Here is a 19,690-nt window from a genome sequence, read left to right on the forward strand (position 1 = left end):
TAATACATGCCGGCACTTTTTCACAAAGCTTTGGCATCGACTACAGATTGTACATCTAGTATCGATGGGCTCCTTGCAAAGATAAATCAATATTTGATAAATCCTCTTATTGTGTTTATGTTTGCGGTAGCACTAGCATACTTTATGTTTGGTGTAGTACAGTTTCTAACTCATCAAGAGAGTTCAGACGAACGCGCAAAAGGTCAGCAGCACATGCTATACGGAGTGATTGGAATGTTTATAATGATCGCCGTGTTTACAATCATGAGAATACTTGCAAACACTCTCGGTGGAGATACAACTTGTCTGCCTACTACAGTCTAGTTTAAAAAAGCATAGAAAAAAACTGCTTCACAATTGTGAAGCAGTTTTGCTTTGTGCTTAAAATCTTTTACCATGGATTCCATGTGATGGCCAGCACGAGACCATCTTCATCTACTTGGCATTTGCCGGTAAACGTATACGTGTAGTTGATCCAATCGGCATCATACAGGGCATCAAGCTTAGCGTTGATGTTATCGCGGGTGGCTCTTCCTGCTTCCTGCCAGAACTTCATCTCGGCGGTATTTGCATATCCGCCTGTGAAAAGGTCAAGCATGTCCACTCCTACGCCTTCCTGCAGGCGATTGTCTTCTTTCGAAGCTGAAATCGTCCTGGTAAAGGTATAAGTGAAAACTGTTCCTTCAGTTACGTATTGGTTTCCCACTACTACTGTATTTTCCGGAGTTGGAGGAACGGTTGGCATCATGCCGCAGCTGGTCATACCCATAACTGCAGATAGAATAATCGTTGAAATCATCATATTTTTTTTCATTTTGTTGAGTTTTTAATTTAAATTGTTCCTTTATGGTCTCGCAAGGGGAGGCACTAAAGGAACAATTCAAACCAAAACTCTAAAGATCTCATTTGTCTAAAGTATAGCATATACTGACCCAAATGTCAAGCTCTAAGGTATTTGATATATATGACTTAAAGCCTACAAAAACCTTGTAAAATAAGGCAAAAGAAAAAGGCGGGAATTTTCCCGCCTTTGTTTATTGGTATTATTTAGTGAATTGTTTAATTATCTTGCCAATATCGATACCAGCGATATTGAAGAATTTTTCCCCAGTCCTCTGCTTCAGGATTCGCTGGGTTTGTTCTTCAGCATCTTTTTCAGAGAGCCCTTTCCCAATAACCTTTCCATTTTCATCTCTACCGCTCATTAGCATGGCTTTGATTTTTAGGAAGGTTTGGGCTTCATAGGCCTGGGCATTTCGCTCACGCTCCTCAACCGGGCTTTGATTCAGTGCCTCCAACAGTTTTGTATCTGTTGGTAATATTTCCTGAATTACAGCAAGTTTCACTTTGAATCCAAATTTCGGGAACAATACTGTTCTTGTGTAACTGGGTCTGGATCGTCTTCAGTATCGGCTTCAATTCGCATGCGCTGCAAGATTTCATTTTCGAGATCAAGTTTAACGCCTGCCTTTTGCTCCATTGCTGATTCTTTCCAGTTTTTTAGAATCAGGACATCTCGGGTTGCACTGTCTGCAAAAGCGGTAATGATTTTCTTCTTTCCGTCAGGATTTTCCTTTTCAAAACGTAGCGCTGTGAAAGGATCGTACTCTGTAGCAAGAAAACCAATTTCGGTTGCCATCTTTGCCCCGTCTTTTGAAAGCATGCCAGACATTTTTATGTCTATTGGTTTTGGTGCAATCGAACGTATCTCATATTCGAGTATGTTTTTAACTGTAAAGTGTCTTCCGCTTGATGCCAGGAACCGATTTTTTTCGTTTCCAAAAAATTTAGGGACACCTACAGACCCCGGGGGGATCACAATGAATCGATCTTTCCCAAAAAGGGCCTTTGCTGCACTAATTGCGACCAGCATGCATATCATGAAGCATAGTACCCAGATTATGAATCCACTACCTAAGATAGCAGACATAATAATACCGAGAACGGCTCCGATTATAATTACACCAATTAAGAGTGTTACTACAATCCCTCCACCAAAGAGGATGTATCCTCTTTCTGGGGATAATAGTGTGCCTGGTCCGAATAAACCATTATCACTCGGATAGTGCGGGTTTACGAAATTATTAGTTTTATTTGCCATATTTAGAACTTTTTTGTTTGATATTATTGTATCACAAAAATAAGAAAAAGTCAAGCATTTGCTTGACTTTTGTAAGGTTTTTTAGAGGCTGTTTAAGCCTTCTTTTTGCCGATTCTGATCGGCACTTTCATTTTTTTTATGGATGGATCTTTCCATTTGAATCGCATCTCGCGATTGGCAGTCCATCCGCCATAATTTCCCTGGTAATCTACTCCTTCGCCTATAGAGTTTTTAACCTCTATCAATCCTGCCATTCCGGGCACCACGATTGTGTCGGCATTGCTGGTCATAGTGACTTGAGGATTCTTTGGGTATTCATTCGAAACCCAAATGTAATCTTCGGTCCACTCAACCGAGTTCCCGGCAAATGAATTTCTGTTACCACTGCCTTTGCTGTAGTGCGAAACTACAAGAGCAATAGCGATGAAGATAGTTAAATAAGTTAATACTTTGAAGATATTTAATTTCTTGAACATGGTTTTACGTTTGCTAGTATTGTATCACAAAAATATATAAAAGTCAAGCTGAAATACTCGATAAAATAAGGGGATTTTGCTATGATTCTAGTATGTTAATCTCGATAGTTATACCCGTATACAACGAAAAAAATACAATTTTAAACTTACTACAAAGGGTTAAAAACTCGGAGATTGGTAATTTTTCCAAAGAGATAATTGTTGTCGATGATTGCTCCAATGATGGAACTCGTGAGATTCTAAAGACTCTAAATGATCCTCATATCAAAGTCTTTTATCATGCTGTAAACATAGGCAAAGGGAGCGCTCTTCGAACTGGTTTTAGTAAAGTAAACGGAGAAATTATAATAGTACAAGATGCAGATTTGGAATATGACCCTAGTGAATACATGAAATTACTTTCGCCCATAGAACATGGAGCTTCAAGTGTTGTTTATGGTTCACGTTATATTTCCAGTGAGACTCGCAAGAAGATTCCTTTTGGAACTTGGTTTGTTACGAAGATAACAAATATTTTATACAGTAGCTCACTCACAGATGAGCCAACTTGTTACAAGGTTTTTCGTAAAAGCATATTGGAAGATTTGGATTTACAATGTGAGAGATTTGAATTTTGCCCAGAATTTACGGCCAAAGTTCTGAAGAAGGGAGTCAAGATTTTTGAAGTACCTATAAGCTATAAACGCAGAACAAAGAGCGAAGGCAAGAAACTAAAATGGTTTCGTGATGGCTGTGAGGCTGTGTGGACTCTAATCCGCTATAGGTTCTAGTTTATATAATTTTATATTTGAAAACTTCGGGTCAGTGAAAACGAGCTTGAATCTGGAATCTTTTTCGATTAAGGCTTTGAAATTTTCTGAACCAGAATCTTTGTTAAAGTATTTTGTATTTAGAACTATGTATTCTGAACCCAGTTCACTGAGTATGAACTCGAAAACATCTATTTCATTTTCAGTACATATTTTTTTATCACATATATTTTCTCCTTGACTGGTGTGATACATTTTCCAAAATATTTCAGGAGAATGGGCGTAAGTAAAAGCAGGATCCATGCCACTTGTGAATCTATAATCTGATGCGTAAAAATAAAGCTCAGGAAACATTCCAAAACGCGGAATAAAAATAGTGCTTCCAGAAGGTGTGAGTCTGCGAATTTCTTCTGTTACCGATTGGTATGTTTTATAATTTGGGCTTTTTTGAAATGTATTTTTTAAGTTTGATATTCGCGAGTAGAAGAGTAGTGATATAAATATTAAAAATACTGCACCTACTGTTTTTTTATTGAGTCTTATTTTTTTTGCTATCGTAGAAAATACTTCTCGCGCAAGAGTGTTTTGTTTTAGGTTTCTAAGTGACTCTCTCAGAGAGTGACTGATCGTACCTAGTCCTACAAAGAAGGCGATTATAAAAAAGGGTAGCGTGTACTCTACAGTTCTCTGTACCACTAGAAATCCAAATGTGAAGATCACAGACAAGGCAAATAAAAACCAAGATACGAGGCTAAGTTTGTGTATACTTCTCTTTTTTACAATATAAAAGGCCAAGGATACAAAATAAAATAGGAACAATATGAGCCACACCTCTCTAGAAAGGTTATCCAGAGGGGTGCTCAGTTCAGCTGGAGTATTTGTCGTGCTACCAAAGATGGTTTCCTTGAGTGAGTTTATGTGTACTATATATCCATTTGCCAAGTAGTTCACCGTATCTGGTCGCAGTATTATGCCCACAACAAGTCCTACTATACTTGAAACCAATATTTTAAATGAATTTAAAATATCCTCTCCGTATACAATACTTGCAAATACATATACGATAGGCAAAATCAAAATAAAAAAAGATACAGAATAAAAGAAAGGGAATAGAGCTGAGAGTAAAAGTATAAAAAATTTATTTTTATCTATGCAGGCATACAAAGCTAGTATCATAAACAGAATTGATAGTACATGAGGTCTCTCCATGAATATTCTAAAAGCAAAAATATGAGAAGATGTAAAAAGTAAGATTGTTCCGAGTAATGCGTAAGCTTGAGGTCTGGAACTTTTTTCTTTTTTCAGAATAGATTTTAAGACAATAAAAAACACACTAAAAAGTAGTGCGAGTATAATCGAGTGATATATTTTTGAGCCCTTTATTAGTACTTCAAAGTTACTTCCATTGAAGTCAGATATAAAAGGCATCATGCCTCTGTGGTAGGCAATATATAAGTCTGTGGGCTTGTCAGATTGAAGCGAGAAGGCAGGTGGGTATGATGGGGTGCTTGAAGTTAGATTGAAAGATTTTTTTACGTGATAGTACGGATCGTTTCCAGAAGAAAAAGAATCTGTTGAAAGTCTAAGTAGGAGTGAAAGAGAAAAAACTAATATAAAAATAAATATTGGTATTGCCCAGACGAAATAGTTTTTTGAGAGAGAATTCTTCACTTTTGTGCCCGAGGTGGGGGTCGAACCCACATCCCTTACGAGACACGATTTTAAGTCGTGCGTGTATACCATTCCACCACTCGGGCATTGAACTTGTAGTTCTACTGCTCATTGAAATAGATCGCCGATTACATCGGCAGGTACTTTTCCATTTGCTTTGCAAATAAGGAAAAGTCTTTCGATCCCCTCACGCGAGCAAAGCAGTTTGCTCGCTACAAGGCAAATAGAAAAGCAAGCTTTTCTATGGTGCCTCGTGAGGGGATCGAACCCCCGACCGTCTCCTTAAGAGGGAGCTGCTCTACCAGCTGAGCTAACGAGGCAGGTATATTTATGAACACAGTGCTGGAGAGGAGACTTGAACTCCTAACCCTTGCGGGACTAGTTCCTAAGACTAGCGCGTATACCAATTCCGCCACTCCAGCACTCTATTCACAAACGTTTTAAATGCACCAATGCATTGTAGGATAAAAATTGATTTTGGTCCAGCTTTTATCTGCTTTTTTGTTATTGAAGCAAACCCATTTTTCTGTTATAGTGTTACCTGCTTATCGTAATAACGATTTGCTTATATGGCCTGGTGGCGAAGTGGTAACGCTGGAGTCTGCAAAACTCCCATGCGCGGGTTCAATTCCCGCCCAGGCCTCAAGAGAACGAGCAAATGATTTTGCTCGTGCCCGGGGATTGAAAGCCGGAGCACGACGGTGCGAGGTGGGGTCGCGAAATTTTTCAGCAGAAAAATATTTGTGACCAATTCCCGCCCAGGCCTCAAGAGAACGAGCAAATGATTTTGCTCGTGGGGAATTGGTTTTTAATTTTCTAAAAGAAGTTCGTCAATTTTTTGACGATTTTTCTCACCTCTATCTATAAGCACATCTAGATAGGGAATATGGCGCACTCTTATGTTTTTCATTAGATAAGCACGAATATCTCCAAGGTTTCTTTTTACAAACCATAGTGACGCATCTTCTTTGTCTTCAGGTAGAACACTTATGTGTAAAGTAGCATTTGCTTCATCGTCTGATAGATCTATTCCTGTGACTGATATTAGAGCATCACGATTACTCTCTCTTTCCAAAAAGAGAGCGCTAAATTTTTTTATTTCATCAGATAGTCTGCTGTGGTGGTTTGTATTCATTTTATTTATATGTGATTACAAAAGATTCTAGAATATCTCCTGCGGCGATTTCACTCTTTGATTCTACTAAAATTCCACACTCTGTATCAGCTTCCACTTCTTTGGATTTCATTTTTCCTTGTTCTAGTCCAACAATCTTACCTCGTCCTATTTCGAAATCTCTACGCAATATGCGTACTGTTCCGTCGACTGTTATTCTGCCTTCCAATACCTTTCCTCCAACAACTTGCTTCTCTTTTGTGGCACTGAAGCATTTTAATATCTTTACTCTTCCTGTTGCTTCCTCGACATTTTTTCTAGGCTTCCTTTCCTCTATGAGTTCTTTTACATAGTCACTCATCTTGTATATGATATCGAATATTTGAATGTTTACACCTGCTCGTTCATTTGCATCGCGAGCTCGTGTGTCTAGCTTTGTATTGAATCCCAATATGACAGCCTCTTTATCTCCCTGTGCTAGTTTTATGTCATTTTCATTTATGAGACCCACGTCGTTTGCTAATATTTTGAATTTCACACAATCGTTTTCAATTTTTTTGATTTCTTTTAACACAGCTTCTCCAACTCCCGCAACATCTGCTTTTATAATTATAGGAATAACTTTTAGATCTTCTGTTGAGCACAGGGCTTCTTGTGAGTTGTTTTGTCTTCCACCGTTTATTTTATTGTTTTCAATAGCTTCTTCAGCTTCTTTCTTTGATTTGAATGACACAAAAGTCTGTCCAGAATTTGGTAGTTTTGTAAAACCAGTTATTCTAACAGGGGATGATATAGGGGCTTCTTTTATAGATTTGCCACGGAAGTCTTCAAATATTCTAACGGGAGCCATAGAGTCGTCTATTACTACTGTTTCTCCCATTTTCAATGTTCCGTTTTTTATTATCAAAGTCGCTGAAATACCTCTTTTTTGATCTAGGTTTGATTCAATCACGACTCCGCTAGCAGGTAGGCTAGAGTCTCCAGTTAGTTCTCTCATCTCTGCAACAAGTAATATTGTATCTAGAAGTTCATTTATACCCGCACCAGTTTTTGAAGATACAAGTACGAATGGAACATCTCCACCATATCCTTCTAGGTAAATACCTTTTTCAGCTAAATCCAGTTTTACTTTCTCTGGATTTGCATTTGGTTTGTCTATTTTATTTATAGCAACAACATAAGGCACTCCGCTTTCATTTATAGTATTCCATGCTTCTACGGTCTGAGCTTTTACACTATCTTCTGCAGATACTACAAGTATTGCTATATCAGCAGCCACCGCACCGCGCTCTCTCATATGTGAAAAAGCCTCATGACCTGGTGTGTCTAGAAATGTAATTGTCTTTTCGATACCTTGTTCATCTTTGTGGTTTACTACATACGCAGAAATATGCTGAGTGATACCACCCGCTTCAGTATCCACGATGTTGGTCTTTCGAATATAGTCTAGTAGTGTAGACTTTCCGTGGTCGATATGTCCCATCACGACTACAACAGGTGGCCGTGAGATTATGTTTACTTTTTCTTTCATATGTATTTAACGAATTTTTTTACGCGCATTGTCTAGTGCAGATTTTTCCTCTAGGGTTATATCTTGCCCGACTATACCGCTCTTTACTTCTTTTGCAAAAACACTCATGCGATCTCTTGCGTATAAACTAGAAAATACAATTCCGTCACTCTCTTCGTTCATAAATGCAACTGCAAAACTTTGATTACTACCTGCGTCTTTGAATGGGTTGAATCGGATCAGGTCTGTTCCTCGGATTGACTGTTTTATTTTATCTTCTAATATAACAATACGTTCCTTTAATTCAGTTTCCTTGTCCTCTAGAGCTTCTATGTTTTTTATTAATGAAGTCATTGAGTTCTCAAGACTTGCACCGCTTTTGCCTCTCCAGAAAGTTTTCAGTCTCTTTTCAGTCTGAATATTCCAAACAAATAGTATAATTACAAAAAACGATAATATAATTATTAGAATAGTGTTTATATCCATAGAGAACAAGATTATACACTAAAATACCATGTTTAGCAAAGATTTTTTTAATTTTTTAAATTTAATGAAAAGACCAAAAAGTCGAGTTTATCTCGACCATGCTTCGCGTACTCCGATTGATAGAGATGTTTTAAAAATACTCAATCAAGCCTATGTTGATTTTCCGGGTAACCCGGGTGCATTGTATAAAGAAGCATTGGAATCTGCAGAGCAGATTGGTAAAGCTCGAGCAAAAATATCTAAAGTTATAGAGTCTAGGTCAGATGAGATTGTTTTTACAAGTGGTGGGACTGAAAGTGATAACTTGGCTATATTGGGAGTCTTAGAAAAAATAAAAGATTCTGGGTTGGATTATCGGCCACATATATTGATTAGTTCTATTGAGCATAGTGCTGTTTTTAATTTTGAGAACAAAAAAATTGACGTAGATATAGAGGTGATACCAGTAACCTCAGATGGAATTTTGGATTTAGAAATTTTCTCTAAACTTCTTCGCAAGGAGACAGTATTGGTTTCTGTGATGTATGCAAATAACGAGATAGGTACTATTCAGCCAATCAAAGAAATTGCTAAGATTATTCGTAAATTTAAAAAAGATTTGAGTAGAGACAGCGAAAGCTCATATCCTTTGTTGCATACAGATGCAGTGCAGGCATTAAACTATTGTGATTTGAATGTACAGAAAATGGGAGTAGATATAATGTCTATTTCGGGAGGTAAAATATATGGCCCTTATGGAATCGGAGCTTTATATATAAAATCTGGAACACCGATAAAAAATATTTTTGAAGGCGGGTCACAAGAATTTGGTTTAAGACCAGGTACTCCCAATACTCCAAATATAGTTGCTTTTGCTTATGCGGTAGAAAAAGCTCATATTGTTCGTGAAAAAGAACTACAAAGACTTTCGGTTTTGCAAAAATACCTAATTCAATCTATTAGTAATATTTGGCCGGAGGTGGTTATAAATGGTTCTCTTGAAAAAAGATTAGTAAACAATATACATTTTAGTGTTTCAGATTTCTCTAGTGAGTTGCTGGTTATCGAGCTTGATAGAGAAGGTATAGCAGTTTCTTCAAAAAGTGCTTGCAAAACCGATGAGGAAGAAGTTTCTCATGTTATGAAGGCACTAGGAAATCGTAAAAATAAAACAGGTGATATAAGAGTTACGCTAGGTAGGAGTACGACAAAAAGAGAATTGCAAAAATTGATTAAAGCTTTGCGAAAAATTAGAATTAAATACAAATTAGATAAAAAATAAACCGTTTTTCAAAACTTGACGTTCGTGCTATAATGCACAAATAAGCGAATTATTATTTATATTTCTTTATTCCTAATTAATATTACCTAATACTATGCCTCCATTTGGAAATTTTACAACTAAAGCAAAGGAAGCATTGAAGCGAGCCCACGAGCTCGCTATTGAACGTGGACAGAATCATGTAAATACACTTCATTTGCTTACTGCTCTCGTTTTACAAGAAGAATCAATGGTCATATCTATTTTGGACCGTCTTGAAGTGGATACTATTTTGCTTACTGATTCGTTACTTGAAGCAATTGAAGCACCTGAATCAAAGGGTACAGTTTCTCCTTCATATCAGATATATCTAACACCTGACCTTGCTCAGGCGATAGAGAGCTCTAGTAAAGTCGCTCAGTATCTCAAGGATGATTTTATTTCAACAGAGCATCTACTAGTTTCAATACTTGAAACTCCTAGTGAAGCTCGTGAATTGCTTTCTAAGTTCAAAATCAACAAAGAACAGATATTAAAAGTTCTTGAAGAATTCCGAACAAACAATATAAAAGACGCTGAGATGCCGAAAAAGTTTCGTGTGCTTACAAAATATACTCGAAATCTTACAAAACTTGCTCGTGAAGACAAGCTCGATCCGGTTATAGGTCGTGACACAGAAATTATGCGCATCATGCAGATACTATCTCGTCGCACAAAAAACAATCCTATCCTTATAGGAGAGCCTGGTACAGGTAAAACTGCTGTGGTTGAAGGATTGGCTACGCGTATTGCAAAGGGTGATGTGACTGAGTCTCTTAAAGATAAAGAGCTTGTATTGCTCGACTTGGGATCTCTAGTTGCCGGTACAAAATACAGGGGTGAATTTGAAGAAAGATTGAAAGCTATAATGAAGGATATAGAAAAGGCTGATGGTAAGATAATTCTTTTCATAGATGAAATTCATACTATTGTCGGAGCTGGAGCAAGTGAAGGTGCGATGGATGCTGCAAACTTACTGAAGCCAGCACTGGCTCGTGGAGAATTGCGTGCGATAGGAGCTACAACCCTAAAGGAATATCAAAAACATATTGAAAAAGATCCAGCACTTGCTAGACGTTTTCAGCCTGTGTATGTCGATGAACCAAACGGAGAAGATGCGATTGCAATACTTCGTGGATTGAAAGAAAAATATGAAGTTTATCATGGTGTGCGTATTACAGACGATGCGATTATTGCAGCGGTAAATCTTTCTACTCGTTATATTACAAATCGATTTCTTCCCGACAAAGCTATAGACCTAATAGATGAAGCTTCTTCGGCTCTCCGTATTGCACTTGAGAACAAGCCTAGTGTTCTAGAAGATGCTCATAGAAAGATAATGCGTTTTGAAATAGAGAAGGAAGCTTTGAGAAAAGAGGTAAGTGTCCATGCAAGCAAGGATACTCGAGCACGTATAAAAGTGATTGAGAAAGAGATAGCAAACCTAAAAGAAAAAACTCATGAACTAGAACTAAAGTGGCAAAATGAAAAAGAAACTGTAACTGAAATCCGTTCAATTAAAAAAGAATTGGAAGCACTTCGTGTTGAAGCAGATGGAGCAGAACAAAGAGCGGACTTGGGTAGGGCTGCAGAGATTCGATATGGAAAGATTCCAGACCTAAACAAAGATCTTGAAACTAAACTTACTCGATTAAAGAAACTTCAAAAATCTCGCAGAATTCTAAAAGAAGAAATAACAGCAGAAGATATAGCTGAGGTTGTAGCACGCTGGACCGGAATTCCTCTTGCAAAGATGCTAGAAGAAGAACGCGCAAAACTTGCTCGTATGGAAAGCGAACTCTCAAAGAGGGTAGTTGGTCAAGAAGAAGCAATAAAGAAGATTGCCGATGTTGTGCGCAGATCTAGAGCCGGTATTTCTGATCCAAATAGACCAATCGGATCATTTATATTCTTGGGTCCAACTGGTGTTGGTAAAACTGAACTTACAAAAGCTCTCGCACAGTTCTTGTTCAATGATGACAAAGCTCTAATACGAGTGGATATGAGTGAATATATGGAGCGTCATAGTGTTTCAAAGTTACTAGGTTCTCCTCCAGGTTATGTTGGATATGATGAATCAGGTCAACTCACAGAAGCAGTCCGTCATAGACCATACTCCGTGATACTTTTTGATGAAATAGAAAAAGCTCATCCAGAAGTTTTCAATATACTTCTGCAAGTTTTAGATGAAGGTCGTTTGACTGATGCAAAGGGTAGAGTAATCAATTTTAAAAATGCGGTTATTATACTTACTTCAAACATAGGATCAAGCTTTATCGACAAGATGGAGTCAATGGGCTTTTCGATGAAAGACAAAGAGGGAGAGTATGCTATGATCAAGGAAAAGGTTTTAGAGGCAATGAAAGATTATTTCCGACCAGAATTTCTAAATAGACTTGATGAAATAATAGTCTTTGATGTACTTACTCCGAAAGTCATACGTGATATCGTAGAGATACGTGTTGAATTGGTAAAAGACAGATTGAAAGAAAAAGAAATCAATCTAGAACTCACTGACGAAGCGCTTTCATTGCTTGCAAAAGTAGGTTACGACCCACACTTTGGTGCTAGACCACTGAATCGTCTTATACAGACAAAGATTCTAAATCCTATAGCAATGCATCTAATACAAAATTCTGTAGGCAAGGGTGACACTGTAAATGTGACAGTTCTAAACAACGAGCTAGTAATTGAAACAAAGAAAGTAAAAGGTAAGGTAAAGAGTAATATAAAAACTAGAGCTACAAGATCGGTGAAATAACAAAAACCCCTGAGGGGTTTTTGTTTTGTATCGACAAAATATATTTTTTGAGTATAATAGCTTTATTCGAAATAATATGCGTCGGTGGTAGAGTGGTCAATTACAACAGACTGTAAATCTGTCGCCTTCGGGCTACGCAGGTTCAAATCCTGCCCGACGCACAATGGAAAAATCTCAAACTTTTTGTTTTGAGATTTTTTTGTATAAAAAATAATCCCCCGCGAAAATTGCGGGGGATATGAGTTTGAGCTTACCAGATTACCATCTTCCAGTATGCCCTTTTTGGGACTTTGCCATGTAGTCACCGACACGTGCCCTGTGCTCGGCGTTGTCCACTAGCTTCATAGCATTTTCATTTTCGTTTAGTGCCTCCTTTGCATTCCATACTTCTTTGAGGGTCATATGGAGGAAAGGGTTTTCTTCGAGTGCTGCAACGATCACTTTTGCTTTAGCTTCTTCCTCAGAAGTTAAAAATGATTCCTTGTCGGCCCCGATCACTTCATTTTTTAAGCGACCGTACTCATTTGTTGGTGGCAGGACACCCTTTTTGAATGTTTTTTTCCAGATGGTATCGTGGGTGTATTCAAACACCTCGTTTACGAAGAAACAAAAATTGTGATAATTAACCATAAAACCTTTATCGGTTTTAAGTTTTTTACCGGGATTTTTGAATGTCTGTTCAGATATTCTTTTGTTATTTTCCATGTTCTACTTTTGCGTGTATTATAGCATATACAATAGAAAAAGTCAAATAGTATCTATTAAGCTATTATTGATATAATTAACCTATAAATTATTATTTAACTCAATAAACATATGGCTTTTGATGGTGAATTTAAAATACGAGATGGTTCAAATTATGAACGTGCTCTAAAAGAGCTCCAGGAGGGGAATAGTGTTTTGGATTATAAAGAGAAAGATGGTCGCTATTTTGCCTACGGCCGAGAATTGACCAAGGAAGAATACGATAGGTTTTTAGAGAAGGTAAATATAGCTTTAGATATCAAGCTGGAATCTAAAAGACAGGATCTTGAGCAGGCTGCTTAAATCTGACTTGCTCAATTAACACTCTTGTGCTAAAGTAGTTTTACTTATGGCACAAGATAAACTGATTAAAATTGCACACAAACCTACTGGGGAGGTGTATTGGACTCGCAAAAACAAGAAATTGGTAACTCGTAAAATCGAGCTCAAAAAATATAGTGCGAAACTTCGAAAACAAGTAGTCTTCAAAGAAGTAAAGAAATAAGAAAAAACCCGCCTAGATGCGGGTTTTTTCTTTGACATATTATGAATTTTGTGCTAAAATTTGTTTAGACAAAATTTAAAAATGAGAAGAATAAACATAGGTATTCAGTACGACGTAATTATCGTTGGTGCTGGAGTAGGCGGTGCATCACTTGCATACGTACTTTCAAACTTTACGAGCGTAAAGCATATTCTGGTCTTGGAAAAAGGTCATGAAATTGGTGGAGGGAATTCTCACTATAGTCAGAATTCTCAAACTCTCCACGAAGGAGATATTGAGACGAATTATAGTTTGGATAAATCTACAGAAGTGGCATTTGCTACGAACATTACAAAAACTTACTTGGGTAAATTTTCTCCAGAAGCATATCGGCTGGATCAGAAGATGGTCATTGGAGTAGGAGAAAAAGAAGTATTGGAGTTAGAGAATCGTTTTGCTACGATAAAACATCTTTATCCTAAACTAAAGAAGATTGGTAGAGGGGAAATCAAAAAGTTGGAGCCAAATGTTGTAGAAGGTAGAGACGGAAGAGTTCCATTGTCTGCGCTATATACCGAAGGGTATACAGTAGACTTCAAAAAGCTCGCCAAATCTTTTCTGAAACAGTCTATTGCGTCTGGAAAAGACGTAACAGTTAAGCTCACTACTGAGGTACAGAAAATAAACAAGATAAAAGGCGGGTATAGATTGCTCACAAATTTTGGAAGTTTCACTACTAGGACGGTTGTGTTTATGGCCGGAGGGTATAGTTTAAAATTCGCTAAAGAATTGGGCTATGCTAAACACTGGGCTATCTTGCCTGTAGCAGGAAACTTTTATTTTTCCAATGAGCTTTATTTGCTCAAAGGAAAAGTGTATACAGTTCAAAAACCAAAGTTACCATTTGCTGCAGTGCATGGTGATGTTGAGATAAATGACTCATCGCTTGTGAGGTTTGGCCCTACTGCGAAAGTATTGCCTCTGCTTGAACGACGAAAGGGAATAGAGAGTTTATATCCTTTTCTGAAAACTTCGGTCTGGACTATGAAGGGTATGATTAGTTTATTTAAAATAATTTCAGACAAGACTTTGTTCTTGTATATTTTGAAAAACTTTTTATACGACATGCCTTTGATTGGTAAATACTTTTTTTTACAACAGGCAAGAAAGGTTGTGCCGAAGCTTCAATACAAAGACCTGTATTTTTCTAAAAAAGCCGGTGGAATTCGCCACCAAATATTGAACACAGAGATCGGTGAGCTCGAGATGGGTGAAGCCGAGATATTTGGTGAAGATATAATATTCAACATTGCGCCATCGCCTGGTGCTAGTGTTTGCCTGAAAAATTCATATGACTATGCAAAAAAGGTCGTTGAATTTTTCGAGGGAGAATTTATCTTCGATGAAGAAGCCTGGGACGAGATTTATTCTAAAAAAGAAGAACTCGTTTCATAAATTTAAAAAGCAGGAAACCCCTGCTTTTTCTTTTTTTTGCGGGCCCAAGAGGATTCGAACCTCTGTCGTCGGTTTTGGAGACCGAAATTCTACCACTGAACTATAGGCCCTGATGCAAGAGAGTATACATTAAATACTTTGCGTTTAAAAGTCTTTTTATTTTTTCTTAAACCAAGTTCTTTGTCTCTTTACATACTGCCAAGTTGATTTTTCTAGCTCTATAATCATTTCATTTTTCGATATTTTTCCTTGTAGATGAAGCGCGACGTATCTGCACTCGAGACCTAGTTCGTCCATACGCTTCCAAGATATTCCAGAGTCATGGAGTTTTTTTGCTTCGCGAATCATGCCGGCTTTTAGTCTTTCAAGCAGGCGAGTGCGTATATTAGCTTTTAGGATTTCATCGGGTAAATCTATATATACATCAAATACTTCGTATTTTGCTTTAGTTTCTAGCTTGGGGACTTTACCAAGAGCGGTTGCAATCTCGATTGCTCTTATTAGTCTTACTCGGTTTTTAGTGTCGATTTTTTCGTATCTTTTTTTATCAAGTTTCTTGAGTGTTTCGCAAAGTTTCAGAGTTGAATATTTTTCAAGTTTTTTTCTTAGAGTATTGTTTGGTGGCACTTCTGGTAGTACTACTCCTTTTGTAATCGCATCAACATAAAATCCTGTACCTCCTACAAGTACCGGCAAGTTACCGCGTGCATGTATAGCATTGATCGCTTGCTCTGCATCTTTTTTGAAATCTGAAACTGAATATACTTTTTTAGGATTTACCACACTCAACATATGGTGGGGGATTTTACCCATTTCTTTTTTTGTAACTTTACCCGAGAGTAAGTCTAGTCCTCGGTATACTTGCCTAGAGTCAGCAGACACAATCTCACACACAACACCTTTTTTGTTTAGATATTTAGCTAGCACAATACTAGCTCCAGTTTTTCCTGAAGATGTAGGGCCAGTTATAGAGATTATGGGTAGTTTTTTTACTTGCTTTTTTAGCATATATGTGGTATAATACTCGCAAATCTTTTAAGTATGAAAAAGAAAAAAATAATATCTTTAGGAATCATTTTTGCGATTATCATTATCTTTATGATAATAGGCTCTCGCAAGAGCAAGGGTGAAAATGAAAATGTAAAACCAGAAGTGGACAGAATTACTGTTCATTACAAGGATTACATTAACATGAAACCTACGCTTTCGTACAGTAACGTGTACGACGAACCAGAGTTCGATAATCTAAAAATGATCGGCTCTGTGGGAAAATATGGCGTGTACGGAGACCTGGGAAAAGCTCTTCGCACATGGCGCTTTGAGAATATCACGAGCGCAGTTGAAGATAGATACAATCTTCCTTGTCACCTTATTTTGGCCATGATTATGGAAGAGACCAATGGTGTTGATCTGCTACCAAATGGAAGCGGAGATGGTGGATATGGACTCTGTCACATGCAACCACCGGTGGCCAGTCAGTTTGGTCTAAGTGTATACAAGGACTGCAAAGGTATGGTTTGCAACGGAAAAGATAAAAGAAGTTGTAAGTCTAGAGATGGGCAATCTCTAAATCATGCCGCTGAATTGAAAAATATTCTCGTGCAAAACAATTATGACCGTAAAAAAGTCATAAAGTACGACGACAGGCTGCATCCAATCCTAAACATCGACGCAGTTGGTCGTATGATTGCAAGTTATATGGATGGTCCACGAATAGAAGGATGTGGTCCACTCAGAACTGCAATCTGTAGATATGCTGGTAGATATAACTACGCTTCGTATTGGAAGGATGTACGTAGAAATATGAAGCTACTAAGTGACCCTGTTTTTATGAAAAAAGTTGAGGATGCTTTCAATAAAGCCAATCCAAACTTAATAGTAAATGGGGAAGAAGGCGACTTTGATATGTACATAGATATATCACAGAACCAGGCATACAACTACGGCCTGGAGGAATATATAAACCTTCCGAAGTTCTTGCCCAAGAATTCAGAGATTGTACTCGCTACAATAGACGATTTCTAAAAAATAAGAAAAACGCTCCAAATAGGAGCGTTTTATTTTTGTGTTGACTATGTAGATATAAAGGTGTAGTTTGTTAAAAAACGAATGTTATGTACGGAAAATTAAAAAATGATTTTTTTGAAAAGAGAACTCTCACGGATCTTCTAAATGAACTAATGAGTCACGCTAGATCAATTGATCACAAGAGACAGATAGTCTCATACATAGAAGAGAATTATTTTAGTCCTAATAAAAACTTGATTGAATCAAAAAGGAGATTGGAGGAGCAAGATTTACCAGAGGTTATGAAAAAGAATATTTTATCTGCTCAAAAAACAGCCGTCAGCATGGCGGCCTCACTTATGCAACTTGATTCTATAAATGGTATAGCAGATATTGATAAGATTTTTAATCAAATGAGGGAAGTTCATGGCCAAGAAGCTCCTTCTCAGGATTATGAGGTCTAAAGTTTCTGGCTATTGACAAAAAAATCGCCATATGCTATACTGCCCAAGTACTAAATACAGCGAATGAACCCATACTACGTAGGAGCCTTCAGGTTCTACGAGGTGGTAATCCAGCTGTTGTTCTTTTTTAAAGGATCAATGCGATGCACTTATTGCTACGCAAAAGATCCTGTTGCGCGAATCTTGAAATCAATGCAACAAACAACATCTGGTTAGACTGCCTGTTTAACCTGAAGAATTTAGATGCACATCCCCACACCGCCCTCTGTAAAAAGAGACATAGTGTGGGGATTTTTTATTGACAAAAAATACAATCAAGATATATTTAGATTAAACAAATTGTATCTTTATGAGGAGAAATATACTGCCGGCAGAATTCTTCCAATCGAGGAGTTTTGAAGACTTACTTCTTATCTTAATTAGATCTACTTATACAGACGAAGAAAGACGGCAAATAATTGATTATATTCTCGAAAATTATTCAGAGAAAAAAATGATATCCGCTCTTGGTATTATGCCGACTCCTCTGGAACACATGCGCACACACCGTCTTCCAGAACGTTACAAGAAGGGTGTTAAGCTTGTTGATTTAATACAGGATTTGGTCTCGGGTAATATCAGTCAGTCCGAAAATGTAGATATATATAATTTTTTTCTTTATAATTTCAAAACCCCGTCTGAAGTTTTAGAAGATGCTTATAGTAAAGTCGATGCAGATTTTAAAATTTCAAGAGAAGACGAAGAGATGAAGAAGTTTGCGATTCTCATAGCAATGTCAGTCATCCAGGAACTTGGTAATGCAGTTCAGAGCAATACAATGAATTCTGATACAAATATCAGATTTATTGTGAACAAGAATTTGGAGAAGTTTGAGGATTTGAAAAAGAGAAAAGAAAGAAGAGTTTCTGTAAGAAGAAAGACATAATAAAACCTCCCAGAAATAGGGAGGTTTAGATTTTATATATTTGAATATTGTGCTAATATATTTTTGAAATTGCCCGGGTGGCGGAATGGTAGACGCAAGGGACTCAAAATCCCTCGATGGCAACATCGTGAGAGTTCAAGTCTCTCCCCGGGCACCAAATAGAAAATAATCCGAAAGGGTTATTTTTTATTTGGTCAAGAGACTTGAAAACCGGAGTGCGACGGCACGAGGTGGGGTCGCGGGATTTTTCAGCAGAAAAATACCCGTGACCAAGTCTCTCCCCGGGCACCAAATAGAAAATAATCCGAAAGGGTTATTTTTTATTTTTTGCCGAAGTATATGTTTTTCTGTTACAATACTCATCATGCAAGGACGTTATGAAAATTCTATATTTTTTATTGATGTAGACAAGATTGAACCAAATCCGTATCAGCCAAGACGTGACTTCGAAGAAGGTCCACTACAGGACCTGGCTTCCTCTATACGTCAGTATGGTGTGCTACAGCCCCTAGTTGTATCACGTGTTGAAGATATTACCGATGATGGTGGTATGGTCACAAGGTACGAGCTTATAGCCGGAGAGAGACGTCTCAGAGCTTCCAAGATTGCAGGGTTGATCCAGGTGCCTGCGATTATTAGAGTAGGTGATGACTCGATGGCAAAACTAGAGCTCGCTATCATAGAAAACCTGCAGCGCGAAGATTTGAATGCAGTAGATCGAGCTAGAGCTTTTCTTAAACTTCAAGATGAATTCAAATTTACTCATGCTCAGATTGGGGCAAAGATGGGTAAGAGTCGTGAGTATGTTTCAAATACAATGCGCTTACTTGCGCTTCCTCAAGAAATATTAGATGCATTGTCTGGTGGAAAAATTACAGAAGGTCACACAAGAGCACTCCTGATGCTTTCTGATAGAGCAGAAGAGCAGGCTGTGTTGTTCAAGGAGATTATTTATAAAAAAATAAACGTTCGTGATGCAGAAAAATATGCACGCAAGATTGCTGTTGAGCGAATTAGAAACAAAGAATATATTCCTGATCCAGAGATTGTTGAGATGGAATCAAAACTACAAGAAGCCTTGGGTACTCGAGTCCATATAGAGAAAAAGGAAAATGGGGGATCTATAACAATAGACTTCTTCACAAACGATGACCTACAATCTATTTTGGCAATGATAAAAGAGACAGAGAACAGGCCTACATTGTCCATGCTTGATAATTTTATAGCAAAGACAGATAGTACAATTGACGAGAATCTGAATAATGGAGTAGAACTCTCTCCTGTTATGGTAGAAAAAATAGACTCAATACCAGATGACTTGCCTGTAGAAGAAATCGTTTTGGAAGAGAAAGTAGAGGAGGTGTCTGAAGATGATTCAGATTTGTATAATATAAAAAGTTTTTCAATATAAGAAAAATCCCCTCTGGGGATTTTTTATATTGTATTTATAATACAGAAATTATG

22 protein-coding genes and 7 tRNA genes are annotated in these 19,690 nt (G+C 37.5%); 15 read left to right on the forward strand and 14 right to left on the reverse strand.

The genetic code is table 11. The features are described 5' to 3' along the window. The first annotated feature begins 6 nt into the window (after positions 1-6). On the forward strand, positions 7-324 hold the full coding sequence (locus IPJ63_02770) for a hypothetical protein (protein ID QQR76401.1): 318 nt from the start codon (positions 7-9) through the stop codon (positions 322-324). 67 nt (positions 325-391) lie between these two features. On the opposite strand, the gene IPJ63_02775 is transcribed toward IPJ63_02770, so the two are convergent. From IPJ63_02775 to IPJ63_02790, 4 genes are all read right to left on the reverse strand, one after another. Continuing rightward, a complete protein-coding gene (locus IPJ63_02775; protein QQR76402.1) occupies positions 392-814 on the reverse strand; it encodes a hypothetical protein in 423 nt (140 codons plus the stop codon). Positions 815-1,043: 229 nt separating this feature from the next. Then, the gene (locus tag IPJ63_02780; GenBank protein QQR76403.1) at positions 1,044-1,346 is read right to left on the reverse strand and encodes a hypothetical protein; all 303 of its coding nucleotides are present in this window, start codon (positions 1,344-1,346) and stop codon (positions 1,044-1,046) included. Next, complete coding sequence (locus tag IPJ63_02785) at positions 1,343-2,101, reverse strand: hypothetical protein (protein ID QQR76404.1); 759 nt, start codon at positions 2,099-2,101, stop codon at positions 1,343-1,345. Before IPJ63_02785 ends, IPJ63_02780 begins: the two co-directional genes overlap by 4 nt. A gap of 92 nt (positions 2,102-2,193) precedes the next feature. Continuing rightward, a complete protein-coding gene (locus tag IPJ63_02790; protein ID QQR76405.1) occupies positions 2,194-2,577 on the reverse strand; it encodes a hypothetical protein in 384 nt (127 codons plus the stop codon). Positions 2,578-2,669: 92 nt separating this feature from the next. Here IPJ63_02790 and IPJ63_02795 point away from each other — a divergent pair, with 92 nt between their 5' ends. Next, complete coding sequence (locus IPJ63_02795) at positions 2,670-3,347, forward strand: glycosyltransferase family 2 protein (protein QQR76406.1); 678 nt, start codon at positions 2,670-2,672, stop codon at positions 3,345-3,347. Here the strand turns inward: IPJ63_02795 and IPJ63_02800 are convergent. From IPJ63_02800 to IPJ63_02815, 4 genes are all read right to left on the reverse strand, one after another. Further along, positions 3,327-4,997 (reverse strand): hypothetical protein, encoded by a 1,671-nt coding sequence (locus IPJ63_02800; protein QQR76407.1) that lies wholly within the window; start codon positions 4,995-4,997, stop codon positions 3,327-3,329. The genes IPJ63_02795 and IPJ63_02800 overlap by 21 nt on opposite strands. A 5-nt stretch (positions 4,998-5,002) precedes the next feature. After that, positions 5,003-5,083: transfer RNA gene (locus tag IPJ63_02805), tRNA-Leu, on the reverse strand. A 158-nt stretch (positions 5,084-5,241) separates the two neighbouring features. Further along, positions 5,242-5,317, reverse strand: a tRNA-Lys gene (locus tag IPJ63_02810). Positions 5,318-5,337: 20 nt separating this feature from the next. Then, positions 5,338-5,419: transfer RNA gene (locus IPJ63_02815), tRNA-Leu, on the reverse strand. Positions 5,420-5,568: 149 nt separating this feature from the next. Here IPJ63_02815 and IPJ63_02820 point away from each other — a divergent pair. Then, positions 5,569-5,640, forward strand: a tRNA-Cys gene (locus tag IPJ63_02820). Positions 5,641-5,805: 165 nt separating this feature from the next. On the opposite strand, the gene IPJ63_02825 is transcribed toward IPJ63_02820, so the two are convergent. From IPJ63_02825 to IPJ63_02835, 3 genes are read right to left on the reverse strand one after another with little or no spacing between them, the layout of a single operon-like run. Next, the gene (locus tag IPJ63_02825; GenBank protein ID QQR76408.1) at positions 5,806-6,132 is read right to left on the reverse strand and encodes a ribosome-binding factor A; all 327 of its coding nucleotides are present in this window, start codon (positions 6,130-6,132) and stop codon (positions 5,806-5,808) included. A 1-nt stretch (position 6,133) separates the two neighbouring features. Next, positions 6,134-7,642: a translation initiation factor IF-2 gene (gene infB / locus IPJ63_02830; GenBank protein QQR76409.1), complete on the reverse strand. Its 1,509-nt coding sequence runs from the start codon at positions 7,640-7,642 to the stop codon at positions 6,134-6,136. Between the two features lie 6 nt (positions 7,643-7,648). After that, on the reverse strand, positions 7,649-8,107 hold the full coding sequence (locus tag IPJ63_02835) for a DUF4446 family protein (GenBank protein ID QQR76410.1): 459 nt from the start codon (positions 8,105-8,107) through the stop codon (positions 7,649-7,651). A 64-nt stretch (positions 8,108-8,171) separates the two neighbouring features. Between IPJ63_02835 and IPJ63_02840 the strand changes: the two genes are divergently transcribed. From IPJ63_02840 to IPJ63_02850, 3 genes are all read left to right on the forward strand, one after another. After that, a complete protein-coding gene (locus IPJ63_02840; GenBank protein ID QQR76411.1) occupies positions 8,172-9,368 on the forward strand; it encodes a cysteine desulfurase in 1,197 nt (398 codons plus the stop codon). 94 nt (positions 9,369-9,462) lie between these two features. Next, positions 9,463-12,147, forward strand: coding sequence for an AAA family ATPase (locus tag IPJ63_02845; protein QQR76412.1), 2,685 nt, complete (start codon positions 9,463-9,465; stop codon positions 12,145-12,147). Between the two features lie 78 nt (positions 12,148-12,225). Beyond that, positions 12,226-12,308: transfer RNA gene (locus IPJ63_02850), tRNA-Tyr, on the forward strand. Between the two features lie 97 nt (positions 12,309-12,405). On the opposite strand, the gene IPJ63_02855 is transcribed toward IPJ63_02850, so the two are convergent. Then, positions 12,406-12,852 (reverse strand): hypothetical protein, encoded by a 447-nt coding sequence (locus IPJ63_02855; protein QQR76413.1) that lies wholly within the window; start codon positions 12,850-12,852, stop codon positions 12,406-12,408. A 111-nt stretch (positions 12,853-12,963) separates the two neighbouring features. On the opposite strand from IPJ63_02855, the gene IPJ63_02860 reads away from it, so the two are divergent. From IPJ63_02860 to IPJ63_02870, 3 genes are all read left to right on the forward strand, one after another. Then, complete coding sequence (locus IPJ63_02860; protein QQR76414.1) at positions 12,964-13,194, forward strand: hypothetical protein; 231 nt, start codon at positions 12,964-12,966, stop codon at positions 13,192-13,194. 46 nt (positions 13,195-13,240) lie between these two features. Next, positions 13,241-13,396 (forward strand): 50S ribosomal protein L33, encoded by a 156-nt coding sequence (gene rpmG / locus IPJ63_02865; protein QQR76415.1) that lies wholly within the window; start codon positions 13,241-13,243, stop codon positions 13,394-13,396. Positions 13,397-13,477: 81 nt separating this feature from the next. Then, a complete protein-coding gene (locus IPJ63_02870) occupies positions 13,478-14,830 on the forward strand; it encodes an FAD-dependent oxidoreductase (GenBank protein QQR76416.1) in 1,353 nt (450 codons plus the stop codon). Positions 14,831-14,869: 39 nt separating this feature from the next. Here IPJ63_02870 and IPJ63_02875 read toward each other — a convergent pair. Then, positions 14,870-14,940 (reverse strand) — tRNA-Trp (locus IPJ63_02875). Positions 14,941-14,986: 46 nt separating this feature from the next. Beyond that, positions 14,987-15,838, reverse strand: a complete 852-nt coding sequence (gene miaA / locus IPJ63_02880) for a tRNA (adenosine(37)-N6)-dimethylallyltransferase MiaA (GenBank protein QQR76417.1) — start codon at positions 15,836-15,838, stop codon at positions 14,987-14,989. A gap of 33 nt (positions 15,839-15,871) precedes the next feature. Here miaA and IPJ63_02885 point away from each other — a divergent pair, with 33 nt between their 5' ends. The 6 genes from IPJ63_02885 (at position 15,872) to IPJ63_02910 (ending at position 19,637) form a co-directional block, all read left to right on the forward strand. Next, the gene (locus tag IPJ63_02885; protein QQR76418.1) at positions 15,872-16,855 is read left to right on the forward strand and encodes a hypothetical protein; all 984 of its coding nucleotides are present in this window, start codon (positions 15,872-15,874) and stop codon (positions 16,853-16,855) included. 89 nt (positions 16,856-16,944) lie between these two features. Beyond that, entirely contained in the window at positions 16,945-17,301 is a 357-nt protein-coding gene (locus IPJ63_02890; protein ID QQR76419.1) for a hypothetical protein, read from the forward strand. 63 nt (positions 17,302-17,364) lie between these two features. Next, the gene (locus tag IPJ63_02895) at positions 17,365-17,517 is read left to right on the forward strand and encodes a hypothetical protein (protein ID QQR76420.1); all 153 of its coding nucleotides are present in this window, start codon (positions 17,365-17,367) and stop codon (positions 17,515-17,517) included. Positions 17,518-17,650: 133 nt separating this feature from the next. Next, positions 17,651-18,226, forward strand: a complete 576-nt coding sequence (locus tag IPJ63_02900; GenBank protein QQR76421.1) for a hypothetical protein — start codon at positions 17,651-17,653, stop codon at positions 18,224-18,226. Positions 18,227-18,297: 71 nt separating this feature from the next. Then, a tRNA-Leu gene (locus tag IPJ63_02905) sits at positions 18,298-18,383 on the forward strand. 207 nt (positions 18,384-18,590) lie between these two features. Further along, positions 18,591-19,637 (forward strand): ParB/RepB/Spo0J family partition protein, encoded by a 1,047-nt coding sequence (locus IPJ63_02910; GenBank protein QQR76422.1) that lies wholly within the window; start codon positions 18,591-18,593, stop codon positions 19,635-19,637. The last annotated feature ends 53 nt before the right edge of the window (positions 19,638-19,690 follow it).

The organism is Candidatus Nomurabacteria bacterium, from assembly GCA_016699365.1.
Taxonomy (GTDB): domain Bacteria; phylum Patescibacteriota; class Minisyncoccia; order Phycocordibacterales; family UBA9973; genus CAZLWF01.

Excerpts from the sequence above, each read along its gene's own strand:
- IPJ63_02770 (QQR76401.1), top strand. The coding sequence starts at position 7 with ATGCCGGCACTTTTTCACAAAGCTTTGGCATCGACTACAGATTGTACA.
- IPJ63_02775 (QQR76402.1), bottom strand. The coding sequence starts at position 814 with ATGAAAAAAAATATGATGATTTCAACGATTATTCTATCTGCAGTTATG.
- IPJ63_02785 (QQR76404.1), bottom strand. The coding sequence starts at position 2,101 with ATGGCAAATAAAACTAATAATTTCGTAAACCCGCACTATCCGAGTGAT.
- IPJ63_02790 (QQR76405.1), bottom strand. The coding sequence starts at position 2,577 with ATGTTCAAGAAATTAAATATCTTCAAAGTATTAACTTATTTAACTATC.
- IPJ63_02795 (QQR76406.1), top strand. The coding sequence starts at position 2,670 with ATGTTAATCTCGATAGTTATACCCGTATACAACGAAAAAAATACAATT.
- IPJ63_02825 (QQR76408.1), bottom strand. The coding sequence starts at position 6,132 with ATGAATACAAACCACCACAGCAGACTATCTGATGAAATAAAAAAATTT.
- infB (QQR76409.1), bottom strand. The coding sequence starts at position 7,642 with ATGAAAGAAAAAGTAAACATAATCTCACGGCCACCTGTTGTAGTCGTG.
- IPJ63_02835 (QQR76410.1), bottom strand. The coding sequence starts at position 8,107 with ATGGATATAAACACTATTCTAATAATTATATTATCGTTTTTTGTAATT.
- IPJ63_02840 (QQR76411.1), top strand. The coding sequence starts at position 8,172 with ATGAAAAGACCAAAAAGTCGAGTTTATCTCGACCATGCTTCGCGTACT.
- IPJ63_02845 (QQR76412.1), top strand. The coding sequence starts at position 9,463 with ATGCCTCCATTTGGAAATTTTACAACTAAAGCAAAGGAAGCATTGAAG.
- IPJ63_02855 (QQR76413.1), bottom strand. The coding sequence starts at position 12,852 with ATGGAAAATAACAAAAGAATATCTGAACAGACATTCAAAAATCCCGGT.
- IPJ63_02860 (QQR76414.1), top strand. The coding sequence starts at position 12,964 with ATGGCTTTTGATGGTGAATTTAAAATACGAGATGGTTCAAATTATGAA.
- rpmG (QQR76415.1), top strand. The coding sequence starts at position 13,241 with ATGGCACAAGATAAACTGATTAAAATTGCACACAAACCTACTGGGGAG.
- IPJ63_02870 (QQR76416.1), top strand. The coding sequence starts at position 13,478 with ATGAGAAGAATAAACATAGGTATTCAGTACGACGTAATTATCGTTGGT.
- miaA (QQR76417.1), bottom strand. The coding sequence starts at position 15,838 with ATGCTAAAAAAGCAAGTAAAAAAACTACCCATAATCTCTATAACTGGC.
- IPJ63_02885 (QQR76418.1), top strand. The coding sequence starts at position 15,872 with ATGAAAAAGAAAAAAATAATATCTTTAGGAATCATTTTTGCGATTATC.
- IPJ63_02890 (QQR76419.1), top strand. The coding sequence starts at position 16,945 with ATGTACGGAAAATTAAAAAATGATTTTTTTGAAAAGAGAACTCTCACG.
- IPJ63_02895 (QQR76420.1), top strand. The coding sequence starts at position 17,365 with ATGAACCCATACTACGTAGGAGCCTTCAGGTTCTACGAGGTGGTAATC.
- IPJ63_02900 (QQR76421.1), top strand. The coding sequence starts at position 17,651 with ATGAGGAGAAATATACTGCCGGCAGAATTCTTCCAATCGAGGAGTTTT.
- IPJ63_02910 (QQR76422.1), top strand. The coding sequence starts at position 18,591 with ATGCAAGGACGTTATGAAAATTCTATATTTTTTATTGATGTAGACAAG.